Genomic DNA, 21672 nt, shown 5'->3' on the forward strand with positions numbered 1-21672 from the left:
TTAGTTAAGAGGCATCAGTTTTCAGATGTATCCCACTCTTTCAATTTGCGGTAGAGGGTGGACGGATTTACTTCTAGTTTATGGGCTGCCTGTCTTACTTTGCCGCTGCAAAGTTTAATGGCGTGCTCAATAATCTTCCGCTCAGTAACAGCTAACGGTTCAATAGTACCATTAATCCAGTTTTGTGATGATGTTGTGGAAGCTACCTCTTGCTCGGGCTGTGTTTCTACAATCTGTCTTCTGCCGCCAGGGAGAATGGTTTCTCCTGCTGGGGAGGCTTTTTGTTGGCGTGCTGGACCCATTAGCTTGCTAAGCATATCGCCTGTAAGGGCTTTTCCGTCATTTAAAACCACGGCACTTTGGATAACATTGCCCAGTTCGCGTACGTTACCTGGCCATGCATGAGAGAGAATTATGTCTTTGGCAGTGGTATCAATGCCTTCAAACTGTTTTTGTTCTTCCGCTGCGAATGTTTTCAACAGATGTTCGGCAATAGCGATGCTGTCTTCGCCTCGGTCTTTCAGTGGAGGAACATGAATAGGAACTACGTGAAGCCTGTAAAACAGGTCTTCCCTGAAGCGTCCAGCTTCCACTTCATCCCAGGGGTTTCTATTTGTTGCACATACGAAACGAACGTTGACAGTTATGGGTGTGTTGCTCCCTACAGGGACAACTTGCCCTGTTTGGATGAAGCGAAGCAACTTAGACTGTAGATCAAGTGGCATTTCACAGATTTCATCAAGAAACAGTGTACCCCCATCAGCCCGTACGGCCGCGCCTTCCCTGTCAGCCGTAGCGCCCGTGAAGGCACCGCGAAGGTGGCCGAAAATCTCGCTTTCAATTAGATTTTCAGGGATAGCAGCACAGTTTAACGCCACGAAATGTTTGCTGTGCCTTGGGCTTAACTGGTGGATCGCTTCAGCACACAATTCTTTACCGGTTCCTGAAGGGCCGTTGATGAAGACACTGGCTTTTGAAGGGGCGCTATCTTCAATCATACGGTAAACAGCCTGCATGGCTGGGCTTTCACCGATAAACTTATCAAACTTTTTGGCTTTCCGGCCTTCAAACTGTTCCACAAGGCCTGATAATCGGTGCATTTCAAGCGCATTTTTGACGGTTGTTGTGATCCGCTCCGCCGTGAAAGGTTTTAAGAGGAAATCATCTGCGCCTTCCTGCATGGCTTCAACAGCTGTTGTGACAGAGCCATGGGCTGTGATCACGATAATTCTGGCAGCCAGTCCCCGTGCTTTTACTTCCTTCAGAATATCAATTCCGTCCATATCTGGAAGTTTAAGGTCAAGAAGTATTATATTTGGATTTGTTTCTTCAATAAGCGCGAGGGCTTCCTTCCCGGTTTCCGCGAGATGGATGCCTGTTCCCAGTGGCCGCATATATTCCCGGTAGGTGAGGGCCAGTGTTGGACTGTCTTCTACAATAAGAATATTCGCTGTCTCAGGTGCCATAAGGTCGCCTATTTTGCTGTTTCCGTAATTTTATGCAATTGGCGGCTGTTTAACAAGCACCTTGCGAGAGCAAATGATAAATACAATTTGAATTGTCTGGTGAGAATTATTTTAGATTCGTGTAGTATAACACGAGTGAAGAGAATGAATTGGCAGCCAGGTATGAATAAGACTGATATTGAGGACGTTACCTCAGAGGGTAATGGCGAAGACAACCGCAACTATCAACGCCGGTCGGTGCTGTGGCCCGCTAAGGTACGACTGAATAGCCATGAAATTACCTGTCAGGTGTGGAACCTGTCTCTAGGCGGCGCACGTGTGCGGATTGACCTTCCAATTCAAACAGGCACTGATCTTACTCTTTATATCTCTGGTCGCGGTGAATTCCCTGCCACTGTCAGCTGGAACAGGGATAACGCCATGGGGCTTTCCTTCCGGTGCTCTTCTGCAAAAATTCAGGAGGCTTTTGCTGATCGTGCCCATGTTCTGGGGCTTGACGAAGAAGCGCCTTAACGGCCATACCTCTTTTTATGGATAACCGGATTAAAACCAGCCTTTGGGTGGACGCCCAAGTACGTACCTGTTTTGCAACTGATATGCCTGCCTTTGTTCTTCATAAAGGTGATGCAGAGCGTGGAGGTGTGATTTTGAAGTTGAACCGTTTTGCGGCGGGTGTGCAGCTTTTTGAACAATCCATGGATTTTGATGGCAACAAAATTTGGCGGCAAATTGGTGCTTTCTCGGAAGAATTTGAGCGTGAAAATGATATGCTCGCCGCTGAAGTGATTGCTAAAAAACGGAATTTTGATCCTGATATCTGGGTGCTTGAGATTGAAGATATGAAATCTCTCTATGAACTTGATGCCCCAATTTCGGAGTTTTAGCGCCAAAATCCTTGACGTTCAGGCCTGCGGTCCATAGGTAATCGTCAAGTTTATATATGCTGAAACGGATGTAACATGGCGAAGCTTGATATTGTTAACGTACCAGACCCACTTCTAAAGAAGATGTCAGACCCGATGGAACGGGTTGATGATGAAGTGCGCCGTTTGATGGATGATATGCTGGAAACCATGTATGCGGCACCGGGTATTGGCCTTGCTGCTATTCAGGTGGCTGTGCCAAAGCGCGTAATCGTGCTTGATACCGAAGGGGATGCAGATAACCCGCAGCCAACTTTCCTTGTAAACCCGGAAGTTACTTGGGAATCGCCAGAATTTAATCTCTATAATGAAGGCTGTCTTTCTGTTCCTGAGCATTATGCAGAAGTTGAACGCCCTGCAGAGGTTAAGGTGAAATACCTTGATTATGATGGCAACGAGCAGGAAGAGCTTATGACAGGCCTGATGGCTACCTGTGTACAGCATGAAATTGACCATCTGAACGGCGTGGTTTTCATTGATTATCTTTCAAAACTGAAGCGCAACATGATTATTAAAAAAGTACGTAAAGCGACTAAAGACGCAACTATTCTCTAATTCTTTCAGATAAGGCACAGCTATGCGGATTGTATTTATGGGCACACCGGATTTTGCGGTGCCAACACTGAAAGCACTTCACGGTGCTGGCCACGAAATCGCAGCGGTTTATTCTCAGCCGCCGAGACCAGCTGGTCGAGGTAAGAAAGAGCGTAAAAGCCCTGTACATACTGTTGCAGAAGAACTGGGCGTTGAAGTGCGTACGCCGCTTTCTATGAAAAAGGAAGAGGCAATTGCTGAATTTGCTGCGCTTAAGGCGGATGTAGCTGTTGTTGTGGCCTATGGCCAAATATTGCCTCAAGCGGTTCTGGATGCGCCAAAGCATGGCTGTGTAAACGTTCATGCATCTTTGTTGCCGCGGTGGCGTGGAGCTGCGCCTATCCACCGGGCGATTATGGCGGGCGATGACAAGACAGGTGTGTGCATCATGCAGATGGAAGCGGGGCTTGATACAGGACCGGTTATCCTTCGTGATGAGGTAGCTATTGAAGCTGGCGATACCACGGCAAGCCTTCATGACGTATTGGCTGATATGGGAGCAGACCTTATTAATGAGGCAGTTATTTCACTCGCGGACGGTACAGCGACCATTGAGACGCAGCCAGAAGAGGGCGTAACCTACGCCCATAAAATTGATAAAGCGGAAGCGCGAATTGATTGGACCGCCTCTGCCACTGAGATCGACCGTAAGGTACGTGGCTTGTTTCCATTCCCTGGTGCATTCTTTGAGCTGAATGGTATGCGGGTGAAAGTGTTGGCTGGTGAGGTGGCGGATATTTCAGGTGATGCTGGTACAACGCTGGATGACACACTTCTTATTGGCTGTGGTGAGGGGGCTTACCGCCTCACAAAGGTACAGAAAGCGGGCAAGGGGGCTGCTGACGCAGAAGCATTCCTTCGCGGCAACCCGGTTGCGGCTGGTGTTTGTTTAGGAGCCACCTAATGCAGCGCTTCAAGCTTACAATCGAATATGATGGCAGGCCTTTTGCGGGATGGCAGCGGCAGGCGGATGTTATGTCTGTGCAGCAAGCGCTAGAGGATGCAGCTTTCAAATTCTTGCCGGGTGACGAACGTATTCTTGTGTCAGGCTCTGGCCGAACAGACGCGGGTGTACACGGGCTTGGACAAGTAGCACACGTTGATATCACACGTGATATGACGGCTGATCAGGTGCAGGGTGCGTTTAACTATCACCTGAAACCACATCCGGTTTCTGTGCTTGAAGTGGACGCTGTGGATGATGAGTTCGACGCACGCTTTTCTGCGCTTAAGCGGCACTATATCTATAAAATTAAAAATCGCAGAGCACCCCTTACCCACCAGAAGGGGTTAATGTGGCACGTGAAAACACCACTTGATGCGGAAGCCATGCATGATGCTGCTCAGGAACTTGTTGGCCTGCACGACTTCACAACGTTCCGCCATGTCCACTGTCAGGCAAAAAGCCCTGTAAAAACAGTTGATTACATTGGTGTAGAGCGTGTCGGTGATGAAGTGCATCTAACTGCAGGTGCACGTTCTTTCCTTCATCACCAGATACGGTCAATCACGGGTACACTTGCGCTTGTTGGGCGCGGTAAATGGACCGGCGCTGATGTAAAAGCGGCGCTTGATGCCAAGGACCGAAATGCTATTGGTCATAACGCGCCGCCAGATGGTCTCTATTTCCGGAAGGTAGAATATTAAGCCACAGAAACCTGTGGGCCGGCTAGCATGGCAAGAAGAGCGCTTGGGTCGTCTGTTGCACGCAGCTTTTCACAGGTTTTTTCATCCCTAAGTGTGCGAGAAACCTTAGCGAGTGCCTTAAGGTGATCTGCACCGGCTTCTTCTGGAGCGAGCAACATAAACATCAGGTCAACGGGTCGGTCATCGACACTGTCAAATTCAATGGGAGCGCTAAGACGTGCGAAAAAGCCTTTGATGCCGTCCACGCCGTCTACACGTGCGTGCGGAATAGCAACGCCACGGCCAACACCTGTGCTGCCAAGTTTTTCTCGCTCAAGTGTGCGTTCGAACACCTCGCGAGGGTCCACGCCTGCTTGTTCTGCGATCATACGAGATAAAGACTGAATAGCCTGTTTCTTACTTGAGGCCTTAAAGTCAGCAAGAATGCTGTCTGCCTGAAGCAGATCACTGAGTTCCATGCCTTTTAATGCCGAGCCCTGATTTATCACAAGGCTCGGACGCTCCTATCTGACTGTTTAACGGTTCTTATGAACCGCTTGGGCTAATCCACCCAATATTTCCATCACCACGGCGATAAACGACCTCAAGTGTGTCGCTTTTGGTGTTTCTGAACATAAATGCGTTTGCGTCTGCCAGATCCATTAACATTGCCGCGTCTCCTACGCTCACGTTCGGAATTTCTCTCCGATTTTCAGCAATGATGATCGGCTGATCAGTTTCAGCGCTTGCTTGTGCGCTATCACCTTCGTCCGTTTCAGGCGCGATTACCAAATCATGTGCCAGTTCCATGGCGGCATCGTGCCTAGCTTGTTTGTGGTGGTTCTTAAGGCGTCGTTTGTATCTGCGCAACTGTTTTTCTACTTTTTCTGCTGCTTCTTCGAAAGCAACATATGGATCTTCCGCCTCCCCGCGGCTTTGAAAATTGATCCCTTGGTTGGCATGAAACGATATGTCTGCGCGACAGAGGTGTCCTTCTTTTATAAAAGTGATTGTTGCGTCTATGGTTCTGCTGAAATATTTGTCAGCAATACTTTCCAGGCGGGATTCAACGTGTTCTGTTAGAGATTCACCAACATTCATTTTCCGTCCGGTTACATTAATTTCCATAAGAGCAATACTTCCTTTCTTAGCGTTTTTGGGCAATTCGGGATTGCCATCTAGCTAGCAGGGCCATTGCGACCCTGTTATACAGCGCCTATGGATACGCCGTGTCCCAGAAGGGGCGTTAGGCGCTGAGGCTGTAGCCATTGCGGCTACAAAAACAGCCTACCACAGAATATGGTTATAGTATGGTTAACAAACGTTGATTTATGTCAAAATTTTGTAATTAAACGTTTTTTTATGTGAAGAAAAATTGTGGAAAATTACAAAAATTGAAACGACTCAGGAAAGCCTAAGATGCCATGTTCTTCAGGCGGCGGCGCTGAACAGAAGATGGTATCTTCATTGCTTCACGGTATTTGGCAACCGTGCGGCGGGCGATATCCACGCCTTCGGCTTTCATAAGTGCCACTAGCTTATCATCAGACAGAATTTTCTTCGGGTCTTCCGAGTCAATGATTTCCTTCAGGCGGAACTTCACTGATTCTGCTGAATGGGCATCACCGCCATCTGCAGAGGAAATAGAAGAGGTGAAGAAATACTTCAGTTCAAACATACCGCGCGGGCAGGACATGAACTTGTTATTGGTAACACGAGATACGGTTGATTCGTGCATATCAATTTCTTCTGCGATATCTTTAAGGGTAAGTGGTTTCAGGAACCGCACACCTAATTCAAAGAACATTTCCTGTTTTTTAACGAGCGCAGTTGCCACCTTAAGAATCGTACGAGCACGTTGATCTAGCGCTTTTACAAGCCAGTTAGCATCCGCCAGGCAATCTGAAACAAAAGCCTTCGCTTCTTTATTGCCGCCCACTTCTTTAAGCTCACTAACATACTGTGAATTCACAAGAACTTTGGGGAGTGTGTCACTGTTCAGTTCCACCACCCATGTGCCAGCACGGCTTTTACGGATGAAAATATCCGGTACAACGGGTTGTACGTTAACACCGCCATAAGCGAGGCCGGGCTTGGGGTTTAGTGCACGAATTTCCCGGATCATATCTGCGATATCGTCTTGATCAACACCGCACAGGCGTTTAATCGCCGCCATATCCCTTTTGGCAAGCAGATCAAGGTTTTCAACGAGCGCCTGCATGGCAGGGTCGTATCGGTCTAATTCTTTAAGTTGGATGGCAAGGCATTCTGCAAGACCGCGTGCAAACACTCCAGATGGTTCTAGAGTTTGCAGGCCGCCAAGTACTTTAAGGACGTCGTCATCTTCAACACCCAGGCGTTGACCAACGTCAAGAACAGCTTCCTGATCCACATAACCAGCTTCGTCCACAAGGTCTACCAGATGGGTGGCAATTAAGCGGTCTGCAGGCTCTGAGTATAGAACAGCCATTTGGCGCATCAGAAAATCATGGAGGTTTTCTTCACCTTCCAGGGTTTGATCGAGGCTGCGTTCGTCCATCATGCCGCCGCCGCCTTTAACAGCACCACCGCCATCATAGCTTAAGCTGCCTGCGCCGCCCTCAGGTGTGCTGGAAACCCGGTCGGAAACCGCATCATTATTATAGATGTTGGTTTCCATATTGGTGTCGAGTGCGCTGTCGGACGTGCTGCTGGTGTCGAGCGCTGTGTTCATACTGGTATCAGCAGCGATTAAGCCTTCATCAACAGGTGTATCGCTTCCGCCACTCTCTCTCAGGTCGTCGCCCGTGGCGGTACCGCCTTGTTCGCCGCCTGACTGATTATCAGCGCCCTCTGGTGTAGCTTCCCCCATTTCAAGAAGGGGATTACGTTCCACCTCTGTGGCAACATAATCTGTTAACTCCAAGTTAGACAGTTGCAACAGTTTGATCGCCTGCTGCAATTGCGGCGTCATCACCAGTTGCTGGCTTTGTCTTAAATCTAATCTTGGGGTTAAGGCCATGCGCGCAGATACTCCTTATAAACTGAAGCTGTCGCCGAGGTATACGCGGCGTACATCTTCATTCACCAGCACCTCGTCCGGTGTGCCTTCAAAGAGCACATGGCCATCATAAATAATGCTAGCGCGGTCAATAATATCAAGGGTCTCGCGTACGTTATGGTCTGTAATCAAGACACCGATATCACGGTCTTTCAGGTGTTTGGTAAGATCACGAATATCTGCGATAGCGATTGGATCAATCCCTGCAAATGGTTCATCAAGCAAGATGAAGTTCGGGCGTGCTGCAAGGGCACGCGCGATTTCGCAGCGGCGGCGCTCACCACCTGAAAGGGCCAGTGCGGGTGTATTCCTTAAGTGTGTGATAGAAAATTCTTCCAGAAGCTCGTTGAGCATGGCGTCGCGCTTCGCGCGGTCTGTTTCCACTACTTCAAGTACAGCTTCAATATTTTCAGAAACTGTCATGCCGCGGAAAATAGATGTTTCCTGCGGCAAGTACCCAATACCAAGGCGGGCGCGGCGATACATGGGCAAGTGTGTGATATCATCGCCATCCAGCTCAATACGGCCCTGATCAGGGGCGATTAGGCCAGTGATTGAGTAAAAGCATGTTGTTTTACCAGCACCGTTTGGCCCCAAGAGGCCAACCACCTCTCCCTGATTTACGGAGAGGGAGACATCGCGCAAGATAGGGCGGCCGTTATAAGATTTGGCAATCCCGCGTACCTGCAAGCCTGTGCGGCCATCATTCGCGCTGTTACTATTTACATTCATTATAAACCCCAACTCCTTTAGGACCGTCTCTGCTGTACCACGGCAAAGATCGGTTGGCTCATTTTATGCATGAGCTTTATCAATAAATCATGAACAAGCTCAATGTTCCATTAAAAAAGAGGATATTTTTTGTGAGGCGATAGTATGAAGATGGTGTGGAGTAAAAGGGGCACAAGGTTTCAGGTGAAGGTTATGCCCCTTTATATATCAGCTATTTAGCTTATTTATTTATCTTTGTCTGGAATACTGAAGCGGCCTCTTACACGGCCATCAGTTTTTCCGTGTACCTGCCCATCAAGTTTTGCAAGCCCTGATACCAGATCAAACTCAAGCCGTTCGCCGCGGAGTACATTATCATTCTGTGTAAGAACTACATCACCACCCAAAGTGATCAGATGTTCATCCACATCATAAACGGCCCAATCACCAGTAAGCGATTCTGTTGCAGATACCAGTGTCACCTTACCTTGAGCATCAAGGCGGGAGATTTTCGGGTCTTTGCTATCTTGCTCGTTGGCATAAAACACAGTGAGTGTTTCTGAATTCAGTGTCATACGGCCCTGAATAACTTTAACCGCGCCAATAAAAAGAGCACGGCTTGGGTTTTGCCGGATTTCAAAGCGTTCAGCAGAAATATCTAGTGGCTGATAGGTATCATGGCCTTGAAGAACTGATTGAGCTTGTGCGCTGTGGGTGAATACCAGTGCTGCCCAGAGTATCAGTGAAATCGATATTAGTTTTTGCATCAATAGAATCCTTGCTATCAATCTTCTTGGGCTATTTTTCTGATGTGGTTTTATTACCGACAGGCCGCTTTGGTACAATATGCATTTTTACGCCGCCATCAAAAATACCTTCGCGTTCATCGGCGAAAATTTCCATTCGGGCCGCCTCAAGGGTGCCAAGATCTGATTGTCCGGTAATAGACCCTTGGCCTACGGCGATATGGGTTTTGAGATCAATTTCAGCGCCAGCCATATTAAGGGTAAAACCGTTGCCAGTTATCAGGTTAACGCCGCCCACTAGAGAAAGGGTACTTTCTTTGGTGCGGTAGATACCTGTTCGAGCTGTAACCGTGGCAGGGCCTGTTTCCTCCAGGGTCATCTTAGCCTTGATATCAGAAAGGCTGATCCGAGGAGCGGTTGGGCTATCTTGCTGGCCTGAAGCTGCTTCAACTTCAAACAGTTGGTTCACGGCATCTGTGCCCACATACCGCATTTTCATCATACGGATAGTGCTATCACCTTTGGCAACATCTTCTGTGGAAAGGGTAAAGCTCACCTCATTATCATTTAGATAAGGCCAAAGTATTGTAACGGTACCTAGGACGGCAGCAGTTACAGGCAGTACTAACTGCATAGTGCGGATAAATTTATCCCACAGAGGACTGGTAGCCTGACGCGCCATAGGGCGCAGGGCATCGCGCGCAACAGCGCGGGCTTCTTCGGTGCTATGATAATGATCTGCGGTTGGCTTTACCATTGCATCATCCTAGTGGGAGAATATATCCATATATTCATAACCGCGCAGGTCCATATCAGCGCGGACAGGCAAGAACTGAAAGGCGGCTTCCGCAAGGTGTGTACGTTCTTCACGTGCCAGCATCATATCCAGTTTCTCTTTAATCTTGTGTAAGTATAGCACATCAGAAGCGGCATATTCCTGCTGCGCTTTCGTAATCTCATCTGCACCCCAATCACTTGATTGCTGCTGCTTATCAAGGGTGATGCCACCCAGTTCACGGCACAGGTCTTTAAGACCGTGGCGGTCCGTATATGTGCGGACAAGTTTGGAAGCGATTTTCGTGCAGTAAAGCGGTGCAGTATCAGCGTCCAGATACGCTTTCATCACCGCAACATCAAAGCGGGCGAAATGGAAAATCTTCAGAACATCAGGGTTTTCAAGCAGAGCTTTCAGGTTTGGTGCATTATATTCACCGCGCTTAAAGCGCACCAGGTGAGCATTGCCGTCACCACTTGAAAGCTGCACAACACAAAGGCGGTCACGGTGCGGATTAAGGCCCATGGTTTCGCTGTCAATCGCGACAGAGCCGCCAAAATCAAGCCCATCAGGCAGATCGCCTTCATACATGTAAATTGCCATAATGCCTCCGAAAACCAGTTATTCTGATACTATACAAGGCCTTGTGGCAGAAAAAAGGTCTTATGGCGAGATGTTTTGAATTTCTTTTCTGGGGGCGTTGACATGAAGTTTTCAAATTCTAGTTTCATTATTAAACAACTATTGTGGTGCTGACAATAATTGACTAGAAGAGCTTTTATATTTGGCCCATAAACGATGGGTTTGTACCGATTAAATGAGGGAATATGCATGTCTGAGCGGATGCTGACGGAAATTTTGAAAGACATTGAAACAAACGAAGATATGTCAACGTACCTGTCTCCGAGCTGGCAGCAGGGGCGGGCTGCCTTTGGTGGTCTTGTGGCCTCGATGGCGGTTACAGGCATGAAAAAGCAACTGTCAGACCCCAAATCCTTGCGTTCGCTTTTGGTGAATTTTGTTGGGCCTACACCTATCACTCCCACAAATGTGGTGCCGCGTGTGCTGAGAGAGGGTAAATCTGTTACCCAGATGACAGCTGATGTGACGGATGGTTCCGGTGTACACCTTCATGCAAGTGCAGCTTTTGGCCTGCCGCGGGAAGCCAAATTTGTGCCGCAGGCATCTGAGTTTAAACCAGAGCCTCGTGAAAGCGTGCCGCTGATGCCGAAAAATATGGGCAGTATCCCGAATTTTCTGAAGCATTTTGATATTCACTGGACAGGCGGTGGCATCCCGCTTTCTGGTATGGAAGATCGTCGCTGCGGCATGTGGGTAAAGCATACCGAAGATATGAGTGCATACCCTGAGGAGCGGATCGTAGCGCTTGCAGATATGCCGCCACCTATCATGCTGTCTCATTTCAAGAAACTTGTGAGGGTAAGCTCTCTTTCATGGTCGCTTGAATTTGTGCGACCGCCGGAAGAGGTAACATCAGATTGGATGTATCTGGATTACACCTTAGAGGCGGCGGCAAATGGTTATAGTCAGCAAGATGGCCGTATTTTTGATGAAGACGGCAACCTCTGTGCTATCTCACGGCAATGTATGGTGTATTTTGAGTAAGTACATAGAAGCCCACTAAATTCAGTGGGCTTCAAACATTACAGGGAACAACCTTCGTCTGTGCATGTTCCGGCCTGTGGTGGGCTGCTCTTTGTTTCCGGTTCAGGGGCAGAGTTTTCACCGATCAGCGACATAATTTCAGCGCCAATTTGCATATCGCTTGTCATACCGAATTTCTGTTTTCTTAAGCGGCCTTCCTTATCAACAAGAATTAAGGTCGGCGTGCCTTGCATTTGGTATATTTCCATGGTTGCTGGCAGGTGTTTATCCGTTTGTCTGTCAATTGCGACAGGGAACGGGATTTTATACTCGTGAATGAAGGCGTCCAGCGCTTCACGGCTACCTTGTGCAGCGTGATGTTCAAACACAGTGTGCAGGCCGATAACCTGAACATCTTTTTGCGGGAAAAGCTGTGTAATTTTTATAGCCTGAGGCAAGCTATGGGAAACACATCCTGGACAAAGCATCTGAAAGGCTTCAATCACCACCACCTTGCCTCTTAGTTTCTGAAGGCTTAGTGGCTCTGAGGTGTTGAGCCATTCGATTACATCGAGTTCTGGTGCTTTTTTCATATTAATATTTCCAGTGACAGTTTGCCTGAGCAATGGTTTGAAAATGGATAGCAACCACATGGCTTGCGGCAATTAAGCTATCTGCATTTTCTGCATACTCAGGCCTTAATGCCATAAGTTTATTCTTGTCAGGTTGGGTGGCACGCACAGCAAGACGGGCAAGTTTGATAGCCAGATTAAACCCTTCTTCAGGTGTTGTGGTTACAAGTGTTTGCGGGAAACTGTTTTGTGTATTGCTCATTGAGGTTCTCCAACAAGGGAACCCCCTCTCCACTGGTGGTGACGTCTTCTGAATAGCATCTGATATCAGCTAAGTGGGCTCTGTTATCAAATGCCTTCAATTCGGAGGTTTATTCAGAAGAGCTGTCTATACACTATCAGAAATGTCACCTTGCCAGCAGAGAGGAGGAAGAGTGGACCTATGTTATTCCTTTTCAGCCATTACGATGCCGGGCATTGATAAGTCGCCAGACGCTACATCATGAACACCGGTTACGCATAAGAGCGGCGTATCAGCGCTTGTATTCACTTGCAGTTCAGCTGTTACCGCATCAAAAGAAATCCCTTCGCTACCTTTCACAGGCACTGTGATTTTTGCAGTTCTTCCCGTAAGAATTGGGCTCATGCCCGGGCTATCAAGCGCGATTGGAAGCATGGGGGCGGTAGCCGGAAGCATATCAACACCGGGGGATACATCACGCACCTTTAGGCCAGCGCCGCATTTGCTATCCTTGGTGAGGACTACCCAGTGGGAATGCCAGTCTTTACCGTCATTTGCAGGGTCACCATCCTGATTTTCATCATAAAGGGGGGTGTCATCGAAATCAGGGTGGGCGGTGATGGCGAGTGCTAAGATGCCGCTTTTGGGATCAAACCCAACGGTTGCCGGGTCAAGGCTTGTTGGCCAAACATAGCTTTCTACCTTTGCACCATTTAGCTGGCCAGTTGCTTTTGGTTTTTCACTACCGGCGGTGCCAGCAACTTCCATCATAAAGGTGGCGAGCCTGCCATCAGTGGTGGCAGAGGCTTTGGTGATGTCGAACGCGGCTTTTTTGCTTTTGTCTTTCTTGCTCACGATGTCATGAGCAAAGGAAGGCTCGGCAGCAAGCGATAGAAACAGGGCTGTAAGAGCAAGATATTTCATTGGGTTTCTCCATTGGTATCGACTCGAAACAAATGTGATATACACAGGAAATCTTCCGCTTGCAAGAAAAGTTTTTAGTCGATACTATGGTGGCATGATTGAAATGAATAATATTGCTATACTTCTGGAACGTATTGGACGAGTGCTCCAGAATGATGCTCATACCCACGGTTTGAAACCTACCCAGTGGGAAGCCTTGCGTTATCTTGGGCGTGCGAACCGGTTTTCACGCTCCCCTTCTGCAGTTACCGCCTATTTGGGCATGACGAAAGGGACTGTTTCCCAAACGCTTGCAGCGCTTGAACGGAAAGGTTTGATTGAAAAATCATCAGACCCAACGGACAAGAGAAATATTCATATTAACCTCACGGGGGCAGGGGGCGAATTGCTTCAAGAAGATCCTGTACGGCAGTTTGTACAGCCACAAGATAAGACTTCTGCTGAATTAGAAGCAGGGCTTGAAAAACTGCTTTTGGATACTCTCAAGAAACGTGGCGGCAAGGCCTTTGGCGCTTGCAAAACTTGTAAATATTTTCAGGTAGAACACACTGACTTTCCAGAGCATGGTTGCGGACTTTTAAAAGTGGCGCTTTCCGGTGATGATGCTGACCGTATATGTGCTGAACATATTCATTAGTACAGATAACGAGAACTATACCTAGGTTTAGCTTGTAGCTGGATTTTTCCTCTCCATATGTTTTAAAGGCGCGCTTGCCATAAGAGGGGAAATAGATGGCTCATTCCGCATCTTTCTGGAATAGAATAGCAACGAAATATTCCAAATCACCTATTGCTGATGAAGCGGCATACGAAAAAAAGCTGGAAATCAGCCGGGAATATTTCACACCTGAATCTGAACTTCTGGAAATCGGTTGTGGTACTGGGTCTACAGCAGTTTTACATGCACCTTATGTAAAGCATATTGATGCGGTGGATATCTCTGAAAACATGATCAGCATCGCGCGCTCGAAGGCGGAAAGCGAAGGTGTAGATAATATTGATTTTCGTGTTCTGGATTCTGATGATCTGCAAGTGGCGTCTGAAAGTAAGGATGCTGTTTTAGCGCTTAGTCTTTTGCATCTGGTGGAAGATAAAGAGGCGCTGATGGCAAAAGCTCATGCTGCCCTAAAGCCCGGCGGTGTGTTTATAACCAGCACAGCATGTATTGCCGATTTCATGGCGTGGATGAAATATATCCTGCCTGTTGGTCGTGCGCTGCGGTTGTTGCCGTTTGTGAAAGTCTTTTCGGCAGATGAGCTCAGAGCCAGCATGAAGGCTGCGGGCTTTGAGATTCTCTATGATTGGCAGCCCGCTAAAAATAAAGGGCTGTTTATTGTGGCGAAAAAATCAGATTCGTAGCGTGGAATAAAGCTTCACCGGGATGCCGCCATGTGAAAAAGCTGTTTTCTTTTTCCTAAATGGCAAACCGCATGCTTTGGCGAGGTCATCATTGTTGGTAACAAGGCCGATACGCCAGCCTCTGAAACCGGCTTTCAAGGTTTTCCCAAGCGTTTCATAAAGCGGCTGCAGTTTTTTAACATCACCGATACGCGCCCCGTAAGGTGGGTTTATAATCACCAGCCCTTTGGGGCCATCTGTCGGGGTAAGCTCGCTAATGGCTTGTTTGGTGAAAACGGTTAAGCCCTCTACGCCCGCACGTTTGGCGTTTGCGGCGCTCATTTTTACGGCACCAGAGTCCCGGTCGAAGCCGTAAAAACGTACGCTAGTTTCTTCAGCTGTGTTTTGCGCCTTCAGCGCTTCCCACGCTTCCTGGTTGAAGCTTGCCAGCTTTTCAAAGGCAAAACTTCTTGTTCTTCCGGGCGCAAGGCCTGATGCAATTTCAGCAGCTTCAATCACGAATGTGCCCGACCCGCACATTGGGTCAACAACAGGTTCTGTTCCTTCATAGCCGCATTCTCTTAAAAGAAGAGCAGCCAGATTTTCGCGCATAGGTGCTTTGTTCACGGCTTCCTTGTGGCCGCGTTTGTGGAGGCCTTCACCAGATGTATCAAGGCTGATAGTGCAGATATCGTTTACGATTCGTATTTTGATACACAGATCGGCATCTGGTGAAATTTCAGCGCCAAGTTCTTCGCGGATGGCCGTTTCAAACCGCTCTGCAGCAGCTTTAGAGTGGTAGATACGGGATTTCTTCGTGCTTACTTCAACACGTACAGGCACATCGGGGCGTAATGTATCCCCCCACGGGAATTTGCGTGCCTGCTTATCAAGCTTTGCCAGATGCTGAACTTTGAAAGATCCAAGCCGCACAAGAACCTTGCTGGCGCCGCGCATCATCAGGTTCGCGCGCCATACTTCAGGCCAATCGCCGCTTACGGTAATACCGCCCTTGGTCTTTTCAGCACCTGTGAAGTTTTTTTCCAGGGCTTCAGCGAGGAGCGCATTCTCTAAGCCCGGTACGGTCGAGAGGAATATTTCTAAATCAGCAGTCATGGCGCCTAGGTACAGGCTTTTTGGGGAAGCGTCTAGCTGAAAGCATGTTCTATATAATAGTGAACTGCATCCTGCACATGGCGGAAACGGTCCCCACCCAGATGCTTACCGCCATACCAGCGGGTTACCACAATGATATGATCTTTCAGTTCTTCCCGCTCCAGCATACGTACAATAATCATGCCCGCGCCGCTTTCGCCGTCATCATTTTTGATAGCCCCTTCACCGGAGGACAAGAGGCCCCAAGTGTTATGGGTTGCTTTGGCAAACTTCTTTTTACGGCAAAGCTGTTTGATAAAAGCTTTTGCTTCATCAGCGTTTTTGCACGGTGCGCCTGATACCGCATATTTAGAGCCGCGGTCTGATATGATGCCTTCGAAAATCTGCATGGCGCATCTATAGGCCTGGGGCGGGAAGAGTGTCAAATTCCGTTTGCTTGATGGTTGTAATGATATTTTTATGATAGTATTTTGAAATTATGTTGCTGAATACTTGCTATTTTGCGCAACATAATTTATACGAGCGGCATATAAAAAAACACAAATACGCCCCACCATAAAGTTCATCATTTATTAGCAGCAATTGAGTTGAGGAATTGACCATGGCTGAACAGGCAACTTTGCTTAAAGGCGAAACAAGAAGACAACATTTATCAGCAGCGTATGGCTTAGCTTCAGGCCTGATTGGTGGGGAAAAAACGCTCGCAGATTTATCTGCAGATTTGAAAGATCGGGGCCGTCGCTGCCTCGATGATCGGCTAAAGCGTATGTCCAGCCAATGGACAGAACTGGTGGCGGATAAAAATATTACCCGCCTTGAAGCGCTGGTCGATGGCCTTGGTGTGGATGACAAGGGCGCTAAACTGCCTTTTGAAGCTTTTAAAGCCAAAATCGAAGATGATGTGGCTGGGCTTGTAGTAACCGCGCATCCAACTTTTTCGCTTTCAACAGATGCCTGGGCTTATGCTGAGAAATATCTCTGTGCGCTGGCAAAAGGTGGGGATACGGCAAAAGCCACTGAAAATATGCCGCTTGATAGTGTGCAGCCGCAAACCTCCCCAACCCTTTATGAAGAGCTTGAGTATGCGCGGGTTGCTGTTTCAAATATTCGCCGTTCTATCCGTCGTTTCTATGAAGTGGTTTTTAACCGCGCCGCTGAACTTTACCCGGATGATTATAAAAGCCTGCGTCCACGGGTGGCGACGGTTGCCAGTTGGGTTGGGTTTGATCTAGATGGCCGTACTGATATTGATTGGTCTTTGGGGCTTATCTTCCGTTACCGCTCCGCACTTGCGGGGTTAGATGAATGCCTCAGCTTGTGTCGTTCGCTTCCTTACGGTGGCGATGGTGCTGATGCTGCCGCTCGCGTAACCGCAGGTTTTCAGGAACTCCGTAAATGTTTTGAAGCGGGCGAACAAGCACTGCAAGCCCATAAGGAAAGCCCCACAGGGCTTGGGAAGCTGAACCAGCTTGCGGTGGAAAACATGTCTCGCAAGGAAAAGGCCAAGGATGCAATTAACAGCGCGTTTGAAGACCTTCTCAAAACAGATTTACCGCATGATATGTGGCGCGCTGCTGCCACGCTTTATACAGAATGGCGTACGGTGGGCATGGGGCTTTCCCATATCCATTTCCGCCTGAATGCGCAGCAGCTTCATAATGCTATTGGCCATGAACTACAGATGACCAACGCGCCTGATCAAAGTGCTGTACGCCGCCATTTCCTTGCAGCTGTTACAGAGAAGCTGGATAGCGTTGAAGAACAGTCTATCCACTACGGCACGTTAGCTGCTGAGCAAACAACCGCGCGCCGGGTGTTTATGCTGGCGGCACAGTTTATGAAGCATTTTGATGCGGCAACCCGTATTCGTATGCTGGTGGCCGAATCCGACACACCTTTCACACTTCTGACGGCGCTTTATTATGCCAAGCTGTTCGGCGTGGACGATCACGTAGAAATCTCCCCGCTTTTTGAAACAGCCATTGGGCTTGAACGTGGTGACCGGGTGATTGCTGAAGTGCTGGATAACCCGCATTTCCTTGCTTACATCAAGCAGCAGGGCCGTTTCTGTATCCAGCTTGGTTTTTCTGATTCCGGGCGTTATATCGGCCAACCGGCGGCATCACTTGCCATTGAGCGCTTCAAACTACGGGTGGTACGGCTCTGGAAACAGCGCGGGCTTGGTGATGTGCAGCTATTGTTCTTTGATACTCACGGCGAATCTATTGGCCGTGGTGCGTTCCCTGAAAGCCTGAAGAAGCGGTTCCTATATACGCACCCACCACGGGTGCGGCAGTGGTTGTCTGAATTAAAGCAGGCAGAAAAGCATGAAGTAAGCTTCCAAGGTGGTGAAGGTTTTCTCTGGTTCCTTGCAGAAGAAACCGCGCTCGCAACCCTTACAGATTTTCTTGAAGTGCGGTTTGACAGTTATTCGGCTGACGACGACAAGCTTTATGAAGAGCGGGGCTGGGCACTGGATTTCTTCCTCACACTCGTGGAATATCAAAACACGCTGACGGATAATAAAGGCTATGTACGCCTGATTGACAGCATTGGTCGCAGCCTTTTGTTCCCAACCGGTTCGCGGTCTCTTCGCCGCCAAAGCGGTGGCGCGGTGCATCAGCGGCTTGAGCGTATCTCGCAGATTAGGGCGATCCCGCATAATGCGGTGTTGCAGCAGCTTGGTTATCTGGCAAACAGCTGCGCAGGGCTCGGCACGGCCATCGGTCTCTCGCCTGATAAATTCAACCGTATTCGCGGTGAAAGTAATCGTCTGCAGATGATCACCAATATGGCGCTCAATGCGCTCGCGCGCTCGGATGTGGGGGTGATTGAAGCTTATGCCAAACTCCTCAGCCCCGGTTACTGGCTTGACCGCTGCGATGAAACAGACTCTGGGAAACAGCGGGAACAGCTCCGCCGCTTGTCTGGCATTATGGAAGGGCTTTTTGAAAGCGATACGGTGGATGCCTGTATCCGTGATCTCCGCCGGGATGCGGGCATGCTTACGGATTGCCTCACTGATGATGCGGCCCTCACTATTCTTGATGAAGGTGTTGATAGCGAACTGTTTGAATTTCACCAGATCAGGATTGGTCTTATCCAGTATATCTTCATGAAGGCGATGGAAATTCCGCGCTTTAGTACGCGTTTTGATTTCTCGCTTGAGGAACTGCTTGTTGAGATGCTGCACCTTGAGGTGCCGGATACACTTGAGCAGCTCAGGAAGATTTTCCCCGAAGCGCCACCACAAAGTGATGACGATGTATTTGGTGAAGAATCCACCTATAAATCAGGTGCATCATCGGGGTACGGCAAAGTGCATAGCCAGATTTTCGATGAAATCGAAAAGGCCTATGATCTGGTCCTTACGCTCAGTGGCTTAATAGCGCTGAAAGCAGGTGCGTTTGGTTAAAACGCTCTGGCGTTTCACATGAAACATCAACTATTTAGGCGGTATCATAGGGGTGCCGCCTGAACTGTCCGGTTTCCAGCATTGGGCATTTACATTAACGGGTTAAACCCATACGGTTTTCCCCATGATGAAATAATGCAGGTGATGGGTGGTTATGCTACGCGCGGAAAATTTACCATATAGCGTTCACGGTAAATCACGCCTGAAGCATTATATGCAGTATGTGTTGATGCCGAGTGCTGAAAAAACCAAGTGGCTGCTTGGCCTTGTGCGGAAAGATGCTTTTTTCAGCTGTATTGTGGATGAACTTGAAGCTGGCGGTTATGATATCAAACACCGTTTTTACGGCCGTAGCGGCGCCTATATTCCTCATACCATCAAACTCAAAAAAGAAGGTGATCCAACAGAAGCCTTAAAGGCGCTCAAGGCGGCAGGGAAACTGAAGGCACGGTTTGCTTTCAGCGCCCGTTATGGCGGTGTCCAACAGGCTCACTACTTCCTCCATGAATTGATGCATTTCTGGCAGGATCAGCGCGGTCTTTATCTCAGGCCTGTGCAGGTGGAGGGTAAAATCCCTATCATGCTGGATGCTGAAAGCAGAGTGCGCGTTACCTGTTTCCTTGAAGCTATGGCAGAAGTGGAAGCAATCCGTGCTTCATGGCGCTTAAAGGAAGCGGGGTATAATGCGGCATGGCAAGGAGCGCTATCTTCCCTTGATTGGTGCAAGCTTGCACGCGGATATGCAGCAGATATAGTCACTATGTCTGAGCCTGAAGCTGCCCGCCGTGCGTTTGACCGATGGTACCAAAGCTCTCACCGGGCTTACTATGAAAAACGCGGCCTGCTGGCTTATGAGCGAATGCTAAAAAGTCTACCAACGCAAGATGCTATGGAGATTAAACCTTATCTACGGCATGTGAATTTGGATGACCTTCTCGCTACGCTGCCAGAAGAAGATCGCCCCGAGTATTTGGTGTTAGGTAATGCTATACCTTTATCGGGTAAGCCATATAGTGTTTTTGATCATAGCGACATTGCTTTAAAAATCATAAAGCACGGTATTTCAGAGAATATGTGGATCTACAACAATTAGGCTAGATAGGGATTTTGTTCTAGAATAGTATCGATAGGTTCGACGCTACCCTTTAGCTTGAGAAGTTTTTTCTTCTATGTACTCTTCCCACCACTTTTTTAATTCAGTTATGAATAAAAGTGCTCGCTTTCTTTCATAGTTTAGGCCCATATGATCTTTAACGACATATTCCACATATGCCTCTAAGCCAGCATAGTTTTGATTAACCAAAAAAGAATAAGTTTGGCCTAAATACCCATCGTATTCATCTTGTGGCCAATCACTATCTGGATCAGTGAAAACTCCAATAGGGTCATAGTAAACCCAGTGGGTGCGTATGATTGGTATTGTGAGGCGAATGAAGTGTTTATCGGTTTTTAGCTTGTTCATGTTGTTTGTTCTTGGGCATTTTCATTTTTCATCAACCAATATAACCCGCGCCAATAAGCCCGAACAGGATAATACCGAGGAGAACACGGTAGACCACAAAGATGGTCATGTTGGCGCGCTCTAACCATTTCATCAGGAAATGGATAGCGGCGAGGGCCGTGAGGCACGCGAGGCCTGCGGCAATCCCTGCATCAATCCATTGCTGGCTGCTTGTTTCTTCAAACGCATCAAGGGCTGTTGCGGCACCTGATGCGATAATCGCAGGAATGGAAAGCAGCATGGAAAAGCGAGCTGCTTCCTGCCGAGTGAAGCCCAGATAGCGGGCCATCGTCATGGTAACACCAGCGCGGCTGGTGCCGGGGATAAGCGCAAAAACCTGTGCAACACCAATCATCAGTGCAGGTTTAATTGCCATGCGCTCCATGGTTTTCTCAGTCGCTCCCTTTTTGTCTGCGATATAAAGAAGGATACCAAAGAAGATAGAAGTGAAGGCGATCACCTCTGCAGTGCGCAGCATATCATTCACGCCTGTGGCTACCATCAGGCCGCCGACAATCACCATTGGGATGGTGCCGATAATCAGCCCCCAGAACAGCTTCATATAAAGTGTGCCTTCAACAGCACGGCGGGCGGGGGCGATCCCGATACTGCCAAGCCCGGCGAGCGTAAGGCCCTTTGTATCCTGCCTGAAATAGAGAAGCACAGCGGTGAGCGTGCCTACATGCACAGCCACATCCATCATTGCACCCTGATCAGCCCAGCCTGTGAGGGCGGGGATTAAAATCAAATGCCCGGAGGAGCTGATCGGCAGGAATTCTGTAATGCCTTGAACGAGGGCAAGAATAAAGAGCTGAAGGGCGGTCACGCTAGGCTCCTGAGTAAGGATTAAAAGAATAAAACCACATATATCAGGCCTTGATTTCTCGTGCGAGGGACAATTTAGTATCAATTCGGTACTAAAAATGCCTAATTTTTCCTTAACAAGCTATTGGAAACCAATGATGTAGGTTTTAATTGGTCAGCTATATTGACCTATATGCTATTTTTTTAGTGATATTTCCAAGAATTGAACATATAGTGCGTACAAATAGATTCGTAAGCACGATTATTTCACGAAA

At 48.3% G+C, this 21672-nt stretch carries 25 protein-coding genes; 10 read left to right on the forward strand and 15 right to left on the reverse strand.

Annotated elements, in window-relative coordinates; translation table 11 throughout:
• Nucleotides 1-14 precede the first annotated feature (14 nt).
• Nucleotides 15-1466, reverse strand: a complete 1452-nt coding sequence (locus KFE96_RS02280; RefSeq protein ID WP_255834403.1) for a sigma-54 dependent transcriptional regulator — start codon at nucleotides 1464-1466, stop codon at nucleotides 15-17.
• Between the two features lie 162 nt (nucleotides 1467-1628).
• On the opposite strand from KFE96_RS02280, the gene KFE96_RS02285 reads away from it, so the two are divergent.
• From KFE96_RS02285 to truA, 5 genes are all read left to right on the forward strand, one after another.
• Entirely contained in the window at nucleotides 1629-1979 is a 351-nt protein-coding gene (locus tag KFE96_RS02285) for a PilZ domain-containing protein (RefSeq protein WP_255834404.1), read from the forward strand.
• 17 nt (nucleotides 1980-1996) lie between these two features.
• Nucleotides 1997-2350, forward strand: a complete 354-nt coding sequence (locus tag KFE96_RS02290) for a DUF1491 family protein (RefSeq protein ID WP_255834405.1) — start codon at nucleotides 1997-1999, stop codon at nucleotides 2348-2350.
• 75 nt (nucleotides 2351-2425) lie between these two features.
• On the forward strand, nucleotides 2426-2944 hold the full coding sequence (gene def, locus KFE96_RS02295) for a peptide deformylase (protein ID WP_247019440.1): 519 nt from the start codon (nucleotides 2426-2428) through the stop codon (nucleotides 2942-2944).
• 22 nt (nucleotides 2945-2966) lie between these two features.
• Nucleotides 2967-3887 (forward strand): methionyl-tRNA formyltransferase, encoded by a 921-nt coding sequence (gene fmt, locus KFE96_RS02300; RefSeq protein ID WP_255834406.1) that lies wholly within the window; start codon nucleotides 2967-2969, stop codon nucleotides 3885-3887.
• Nucleotides 3887-4630, forward strand: a complete 744-nt coding sequence (truA, locus tag KFE96_RS02305; protein WP_255834407.1) for a tRNA pseudouridine(38-40) synthase TruA — start codon at nucleotides 3887-3889, stop codon at nucleotides 4628-4630. Before fmt ends, truA begins: the two co-directional genes overlap by 1 nt.
• On the opposite strand, the gene ptsN is transcribed toward truA, so the two are convergent.
• The 7 genes from ptsN to KFE96_RS02340 all read right to left on the reverse strand — a co-directional run bounded on the left by ptsN (nucleotide 4627) and on the right by KFE96_RS02340 (nucleotide 10484).
• On the reverse strand, nucleotides 4627-5118 hold the full coding sequence (gene ptsN, locus KFE96_RS02310; protein WP_247019414.1) for a PTS IIA-like nitrogen regulatory protein PtsN: 492 nt from the start codon (nucleotides 5116-5118) through the stop codon (nucleotides 4627-4629). The two genes, truA and ptsN, sit on opposite strands and share 4 nt — an antisense overlap.
• Nucleotides 5119-5155: 37 nt before the next feature.
• Nucleotides 5156-5737, reverse strand: a complete 582-nt coding sequence (gene hpf / locus KFE96_RS02315) for a ribosome hibernation-promoting factor, HPF/YfiA family (protein WP_247019413.1) — start codon at nucleotides 5735-5737, stop codon at nucleotides 5156-5158.
• Nucleotides 5738-6023: 286 nt separating this feature from the next.
• The gene (rpoN, locus tag KFE96_RS02320; protein WP_255834408.1) at nucleotides 6024-7610 is read right to left on the reverse strand and encodes an RNA polymerase factor sigma-54; all 1587 of its coding nucleotides are present in this window, start codon (nucleotides 7608-7610) and stop codon (nucleotides 6024-6026) included.
• Nucleotides 7611-7625: 15 nt separating this feature from the next.
• On the reverse strand, nucleotides 7626-8381 hold the full coding sequence (gene lptB, locus KFE96_RS02325) for an LPS export ABC transporter ATP-binding protein (RefSeq protein ID WP_255834409.1): 756 nt from the start codon (nucleotides 8379-8381) through the stop codon (nucleotides 7626-7628).
• A 224-nt stretch (nucleotides 8382-8605) separates the two neighbouring features.
• On the reverse strand, nucleotides 8606-9127 hold the full coding sequence (locus tag KFE96_RS02330; RefSeq protein WP_255834410.1) for an LptA/OstA family protein: 522 nt from the start codon (nucleotides 9125-9127) through the stop codon (nucleotides 8606-8608).
• A gap of 31 nt (nucleotides 9128-9158) precedes the next feature.
• A complete protein-coding gene (gene lptC, locus KFE96_RS02335; RefSeq protein ID WP_255834411.1) occupies nucleotides 9159-9863 on the reverse strand; it encodes an LPS export ABC transporter periplasmic protein LptC in 705 nt (234 codons plus the stop codon).
• 9 nt (nucleotides 9864-9872) lie between these two features.
• The gene (locus KFE96_RS02340; RefSeq protein ID WP_255834412.1) at nucleotides 9873-10484 is read right to left on the reverse strand and encodes a ribonuclease D; all 612 of its coding nucleotides are present in this window, start codon (nucleotides 10482-10484) and stop codon (nucleotides 9873-9875) included.
• 228 nt (nucleotides 10485-10712) lie between these two features.
• On the opposite strand from KFE96_RS02340, the gene KFE96_RS02345 reads away from it, so the two are divergent.
• Nucleotides 10713-11507: a thioesterase family protein gene (locus tag KFE96_RS02345; RefSeq protein ID WP_255834413.1), complete on the forward strand. Its 795-nt coding sequence runs from the start codon at nucleotides 10713-10715 to the stop codon at nucleotides 11505-11507.
• A gap of 38 nt (nucleotides 11508-11545) precedes the next feature.
• Here the strand turns inward: KFE96_RS02345 and KFE96_RS02350 are convergent, their stop codons facing one another.
• From KFE96_RS02350 to KFE96_RS02360, 3 genes are all read right to left on the reverse strand, one after another.
• The gene (locus KFE96_RS02350) at nucleotides 11546-12079 is read right to left on the reverse strand and encodes a redoxin family protein (RefSeq protein ID WP_255834414.1); all 534 of its coding nucleotides are present in this window, start codon (nucleotides 12077-12079) and stop codon (nucleotides 11546-11548) included.
• Between the two features lies 1 nt (nucleotide 12080).
• On the reverse strand, nucleotides 12081-12320 hold the full coding sequence (locus KFE96_RS02355; RefSeq protein WP_247019381.1) for a hexameric tyrosine-coordinated heme protein: 240 nt from the start codon (nucleotides 12318-12320) through the stop codon (nucleotides 12081-12083).
• A gap of 183 nt (nucleotides 12321-12503) precedes the next feature.
• Nucleotides 12504-13223, reverse strand: a complete 720-nt coding sequence (locus tag KFE96_RS02360; protein WP_255834415.1) for a hypothetical protein — start codon at nucleotides 13221-13223, stop codon at nucleotides 12504-12506.
• 103 nt (nucleotides 13224-13326) lie between these two features.
• On the opposite strand from KFE96_RS02360, the gene KFE96_RS02365 reads away from it, so the two are divergent.
• Nucleotides 13327-13860, forward strand: a complete 534-nt coding sequence (locus KFE96_RS02365) for a MarR family winged helix-turn-helix transcriptional regulator (RefSeq protein WP_255834416.1) — start codon at nucleotides 13327-13329, stop codon at nucleotides 13858-13860.
• A gap of 95 nt (nucleotides 13861-13955) precedes the next feature.
• Nucleotides 13956-14582: a class I SAM-dependent methyltransferase gene (locus tag KFE96_RS02370; protein WP_255834417.1), complete on the forward strand. Its 627-nt coding sequence runs from the start codon at nucleotides 13956-13958 to the stop codon at nucleotides 14580-14582.
• Here KFE96_RS02370 and KFE96_RS02375 read toward each other — a convergent pair.
• Together KFE96_RS02375 and KFE96_RS02380 are read right to left on the reverse strand one after the other, a co-directional pair.
• Complete coding sequence (locus tag KFE96_RS02375) at nucleotides 14571-15677, reverse strand: class I SAM-dependent RNA methyltransferase (protein ID WP_255834418.1); 1107 nt, start codon at nucleotides 15675-15677, stop codon at nucleotides 14571-14573. The two genes, KFE96_RS02370 and KFE96_RS02375, sit on opposite strands and share 12 nt — an antisense overlap.
• 32 nt (nucleotides 15678-15709) lie before the next feature.
• Entirely contained in the window at nucleotides 15710-16066 is a 357-nt protein-coding gene (locus KFE96_RS02380; RefSeq protein ID WP_255834419.1) for a YigZ family protein, read from the reverse strand.
• A gap of 212 nt (nucleotides 16067-16278) precedes the next feature.
• Between KFE96_RS02380 and KFE96_RS02385 the strand changes: the two genes are divergently transcribed.
• Together KFE96_RS02385 and KFE96_RS02390 are read left to right on the forward strand one after the other, a co-directional pair.
• Nucleotides 16279-19092 (forward strand): phosphoenolpyruvate carboxylase, encoded by a 2814-nt coding sequence (locus KFE96_RS02385; RefSeq protein ID WP_255834420.1) that lies wholly within the window; start codon nucleotides 16279-16281, stop codon nucleotides 19090-19092.
• Between the two features lie 154 nt (nucleotides 19093-19246).
• Nucleotides 19247-20185, forward strand: a complete 939-nt coding sequence (locus tag KFE96_RS02390) for a DUF6782 family putative metallopeptidase (RefSeq protein ID WP_255834421.1) — start codon at nucleotides 19247-19249, stop codon at nucleotides 20183-20185.
• 45 nt (nucleotides 20186-20230) lie between these two features.
• On the opposite strand, the gene KFE96_RS02395 is transcribed toward KFE96_RS02390, so the two are convergent.
• Nucleotides 20231-20554: a hypothetical protein gene (locus tag KFE96_RS02395; protein WP_255834422.1), complete on the reverse strand. Its 324-nt coding sequence runs from the start codon at nucleotides 20552-20554 to the stop codon at nucleotides 20231-20233.
• Nucleotides 20555-20585: 31 nt separating this feature from the next.
• Nucleotides 20586-21419, reverse strand: coding sequence for an undecaprenyl-diphosphate phosphatase (locus tag KFE96_RS02400; RefSeq protein ID WP_255834423.1), 834 nt, complete (start codon nucleotides 21417-21419; stop codon nucleotides 20586-20588).
• Between the last annotated feature and the right edge of the window lie 253 nt (nucleotides 21420-21672).

Source organism: Kordiimonas sp. SCSIO 12603, assembly GCF_024398035.1.
GTDB lineage: Bacteria > Pseudomonadota > Alphaproteobacteria > Sphingomonadales > Kordiimonadaceae > Kordiimonas.

Bases quoted from the DNA above. Each gene is read 5' to 3' on its own strand.
- lptC (WP_255834411.1), bottom strand. From the start codon at position 9,863: ATGGTAAAGCCAACCGCAGATCATTATCATAGCACCGAAGAAGCCCGC.
- hpf (WP_247019413.1), bottom strand. From the start codon at position 5,737: ATGGAAATTAATGTAACCGGACGGAAAATGAATGTTGGTGAATCTCTA.
- KFE96_RS02290 (WP_255834405.1), top strand. From the start codon at position 1,997: ATGGATAACCGGATTAAAACCAGCCTTTGGGTGGACGCCCAAGTACGT.
- def (WP_247019440.1), top strand. From the start codon at position 2,426: ATGGCGAAGCTTGATATTGTTAACGTACCAGACCCACTTCTAAAGAAG.
- KFE96_RS02330 (WP_255834410.1), bottom strand. From the start codon at position 9,127: ATGCAAAAACTAATATCGATTTCACTGATACTCTGGGCAGCACTGGTA.
- KFE96_RS02345 (WP_255834413.1), top strand. From the start codon at position 10,713: ATGTCTGAGCGGATGCTGACGGAAATTTTGAAAGACATTGAAACAAAC.
- KFE96_RS02385 (WP_255834420.1), top strand. From the start codon at position 16,279: ATGGCTGAACAGGCAACTTTGCTTAAAGGCGAAACAAGAAGACAACAT.
- KFE96_RS02380 (WP_255834419.1), bottom strand. From the start codon at position 16,066: ATGCAGATTTTCGAAGGCATCATATCAGACCGCGGCTCTAAATATGCG.
- KFE96_RS02285 (WP_255834404.1), top strand. From the start codon at position 1,629: ATGAATAAGACTGATATTGAGGACGTTACCTCAGAGGGTAATGGCGAA.
- KFE96_RS02375 (WP_255834418.1), bottom strand. From the start codon at position 15,677: ATGACTGCTGATTTAGAAATATTCCTCTCGACCGTACCGGGCTTAGAG.
- KFE96_RS02365 (WP_255834416.1), top strand. From the start codon at position 13,327: ATGAATAATATTGCTATACTTCTGGAACGTATTGGACGAGTGCTCCAG.
- KFE96_RS02350 (WP_255834414.1), bottom strand. From the start codon at position 12,079: ATGAAAAAAGCACCAGAACTCGATGTAATCGAATGGCTCAACACCTCA.
- fmt (WP_255834406.1), top strand. From the start codon at position 2,967: ATGCGGATTGTATTTATGGGCACACCGGATTTTGCGGTGCCAACACTG.
- KFE96_RS02355 (WP_247019381.1), bottom strand. From the start codon at position 12,320: ATGAGCAATACACAAAACAGTTTCCCGCAAACACTTGTAACCACAACA.
- rpoN (WP_255834408.1), bottom strand. From the start codon at position 7,610: ATGGCCTTAACCCCAAGATTAGATTTAAGACAAAGCCAGCAACTGGTG.
- lptB (WP_255834409.1), bottom strand. From the start codon at position 8,381: ATGAATGTAAATAGTAACAGCGCGAATGATGGCCGCACAGGCTTGCAG.
- truA (WP_255834407.1), top strand. From the start codon at position 3,887: ATGCAGCGCTTCAAGCTTACAATCGAATATGATGGCAGGCCTTTTGCG.
- KFE96_RS02395 (WP_255834422.1), bottom strand. From the start codon at position 20,554: ATGAACAAGCTAAAAACCGATAAACACTTCATTCGCCTCACAATACCA.
- KFE96_RS02370 (WP_255834417.1), top strand. From the start codon at position 13,956: ATGGCTCATTCCGCATCTTTCTGGAATAGAATAGCAACGAAATATTCC.
- KFE96_RS02280 (WP_255834403.1), bottom strand. From the start codon at position 1,466: ATGGCACCTGAGACAGCGAATATTCTTATTGTAGAAGACAGTCCAACA.
- KFE96_RS02340 (WP_255834412.1), bottom strand. From the start codon at position 10,484: ATGGCAATTTACATGTATGAAGGCGATCTGCCTGATGGGCTTGATTTT.
- KFE96_RS02390 (WP_255834421.1), top strand. From the start codon at position 19,247: ATGCTACGCGCGGAAAATTTACCATATAGCGTTCACGGTAAATCACGC.
- KFE96_RS02360 (WP_255834415.1), bottom strand. From the start codon at position 13,223: ATGAAATATCTTGCTCTTACAGCCCTGTTTCTATCGCTTGCTGCCGAG.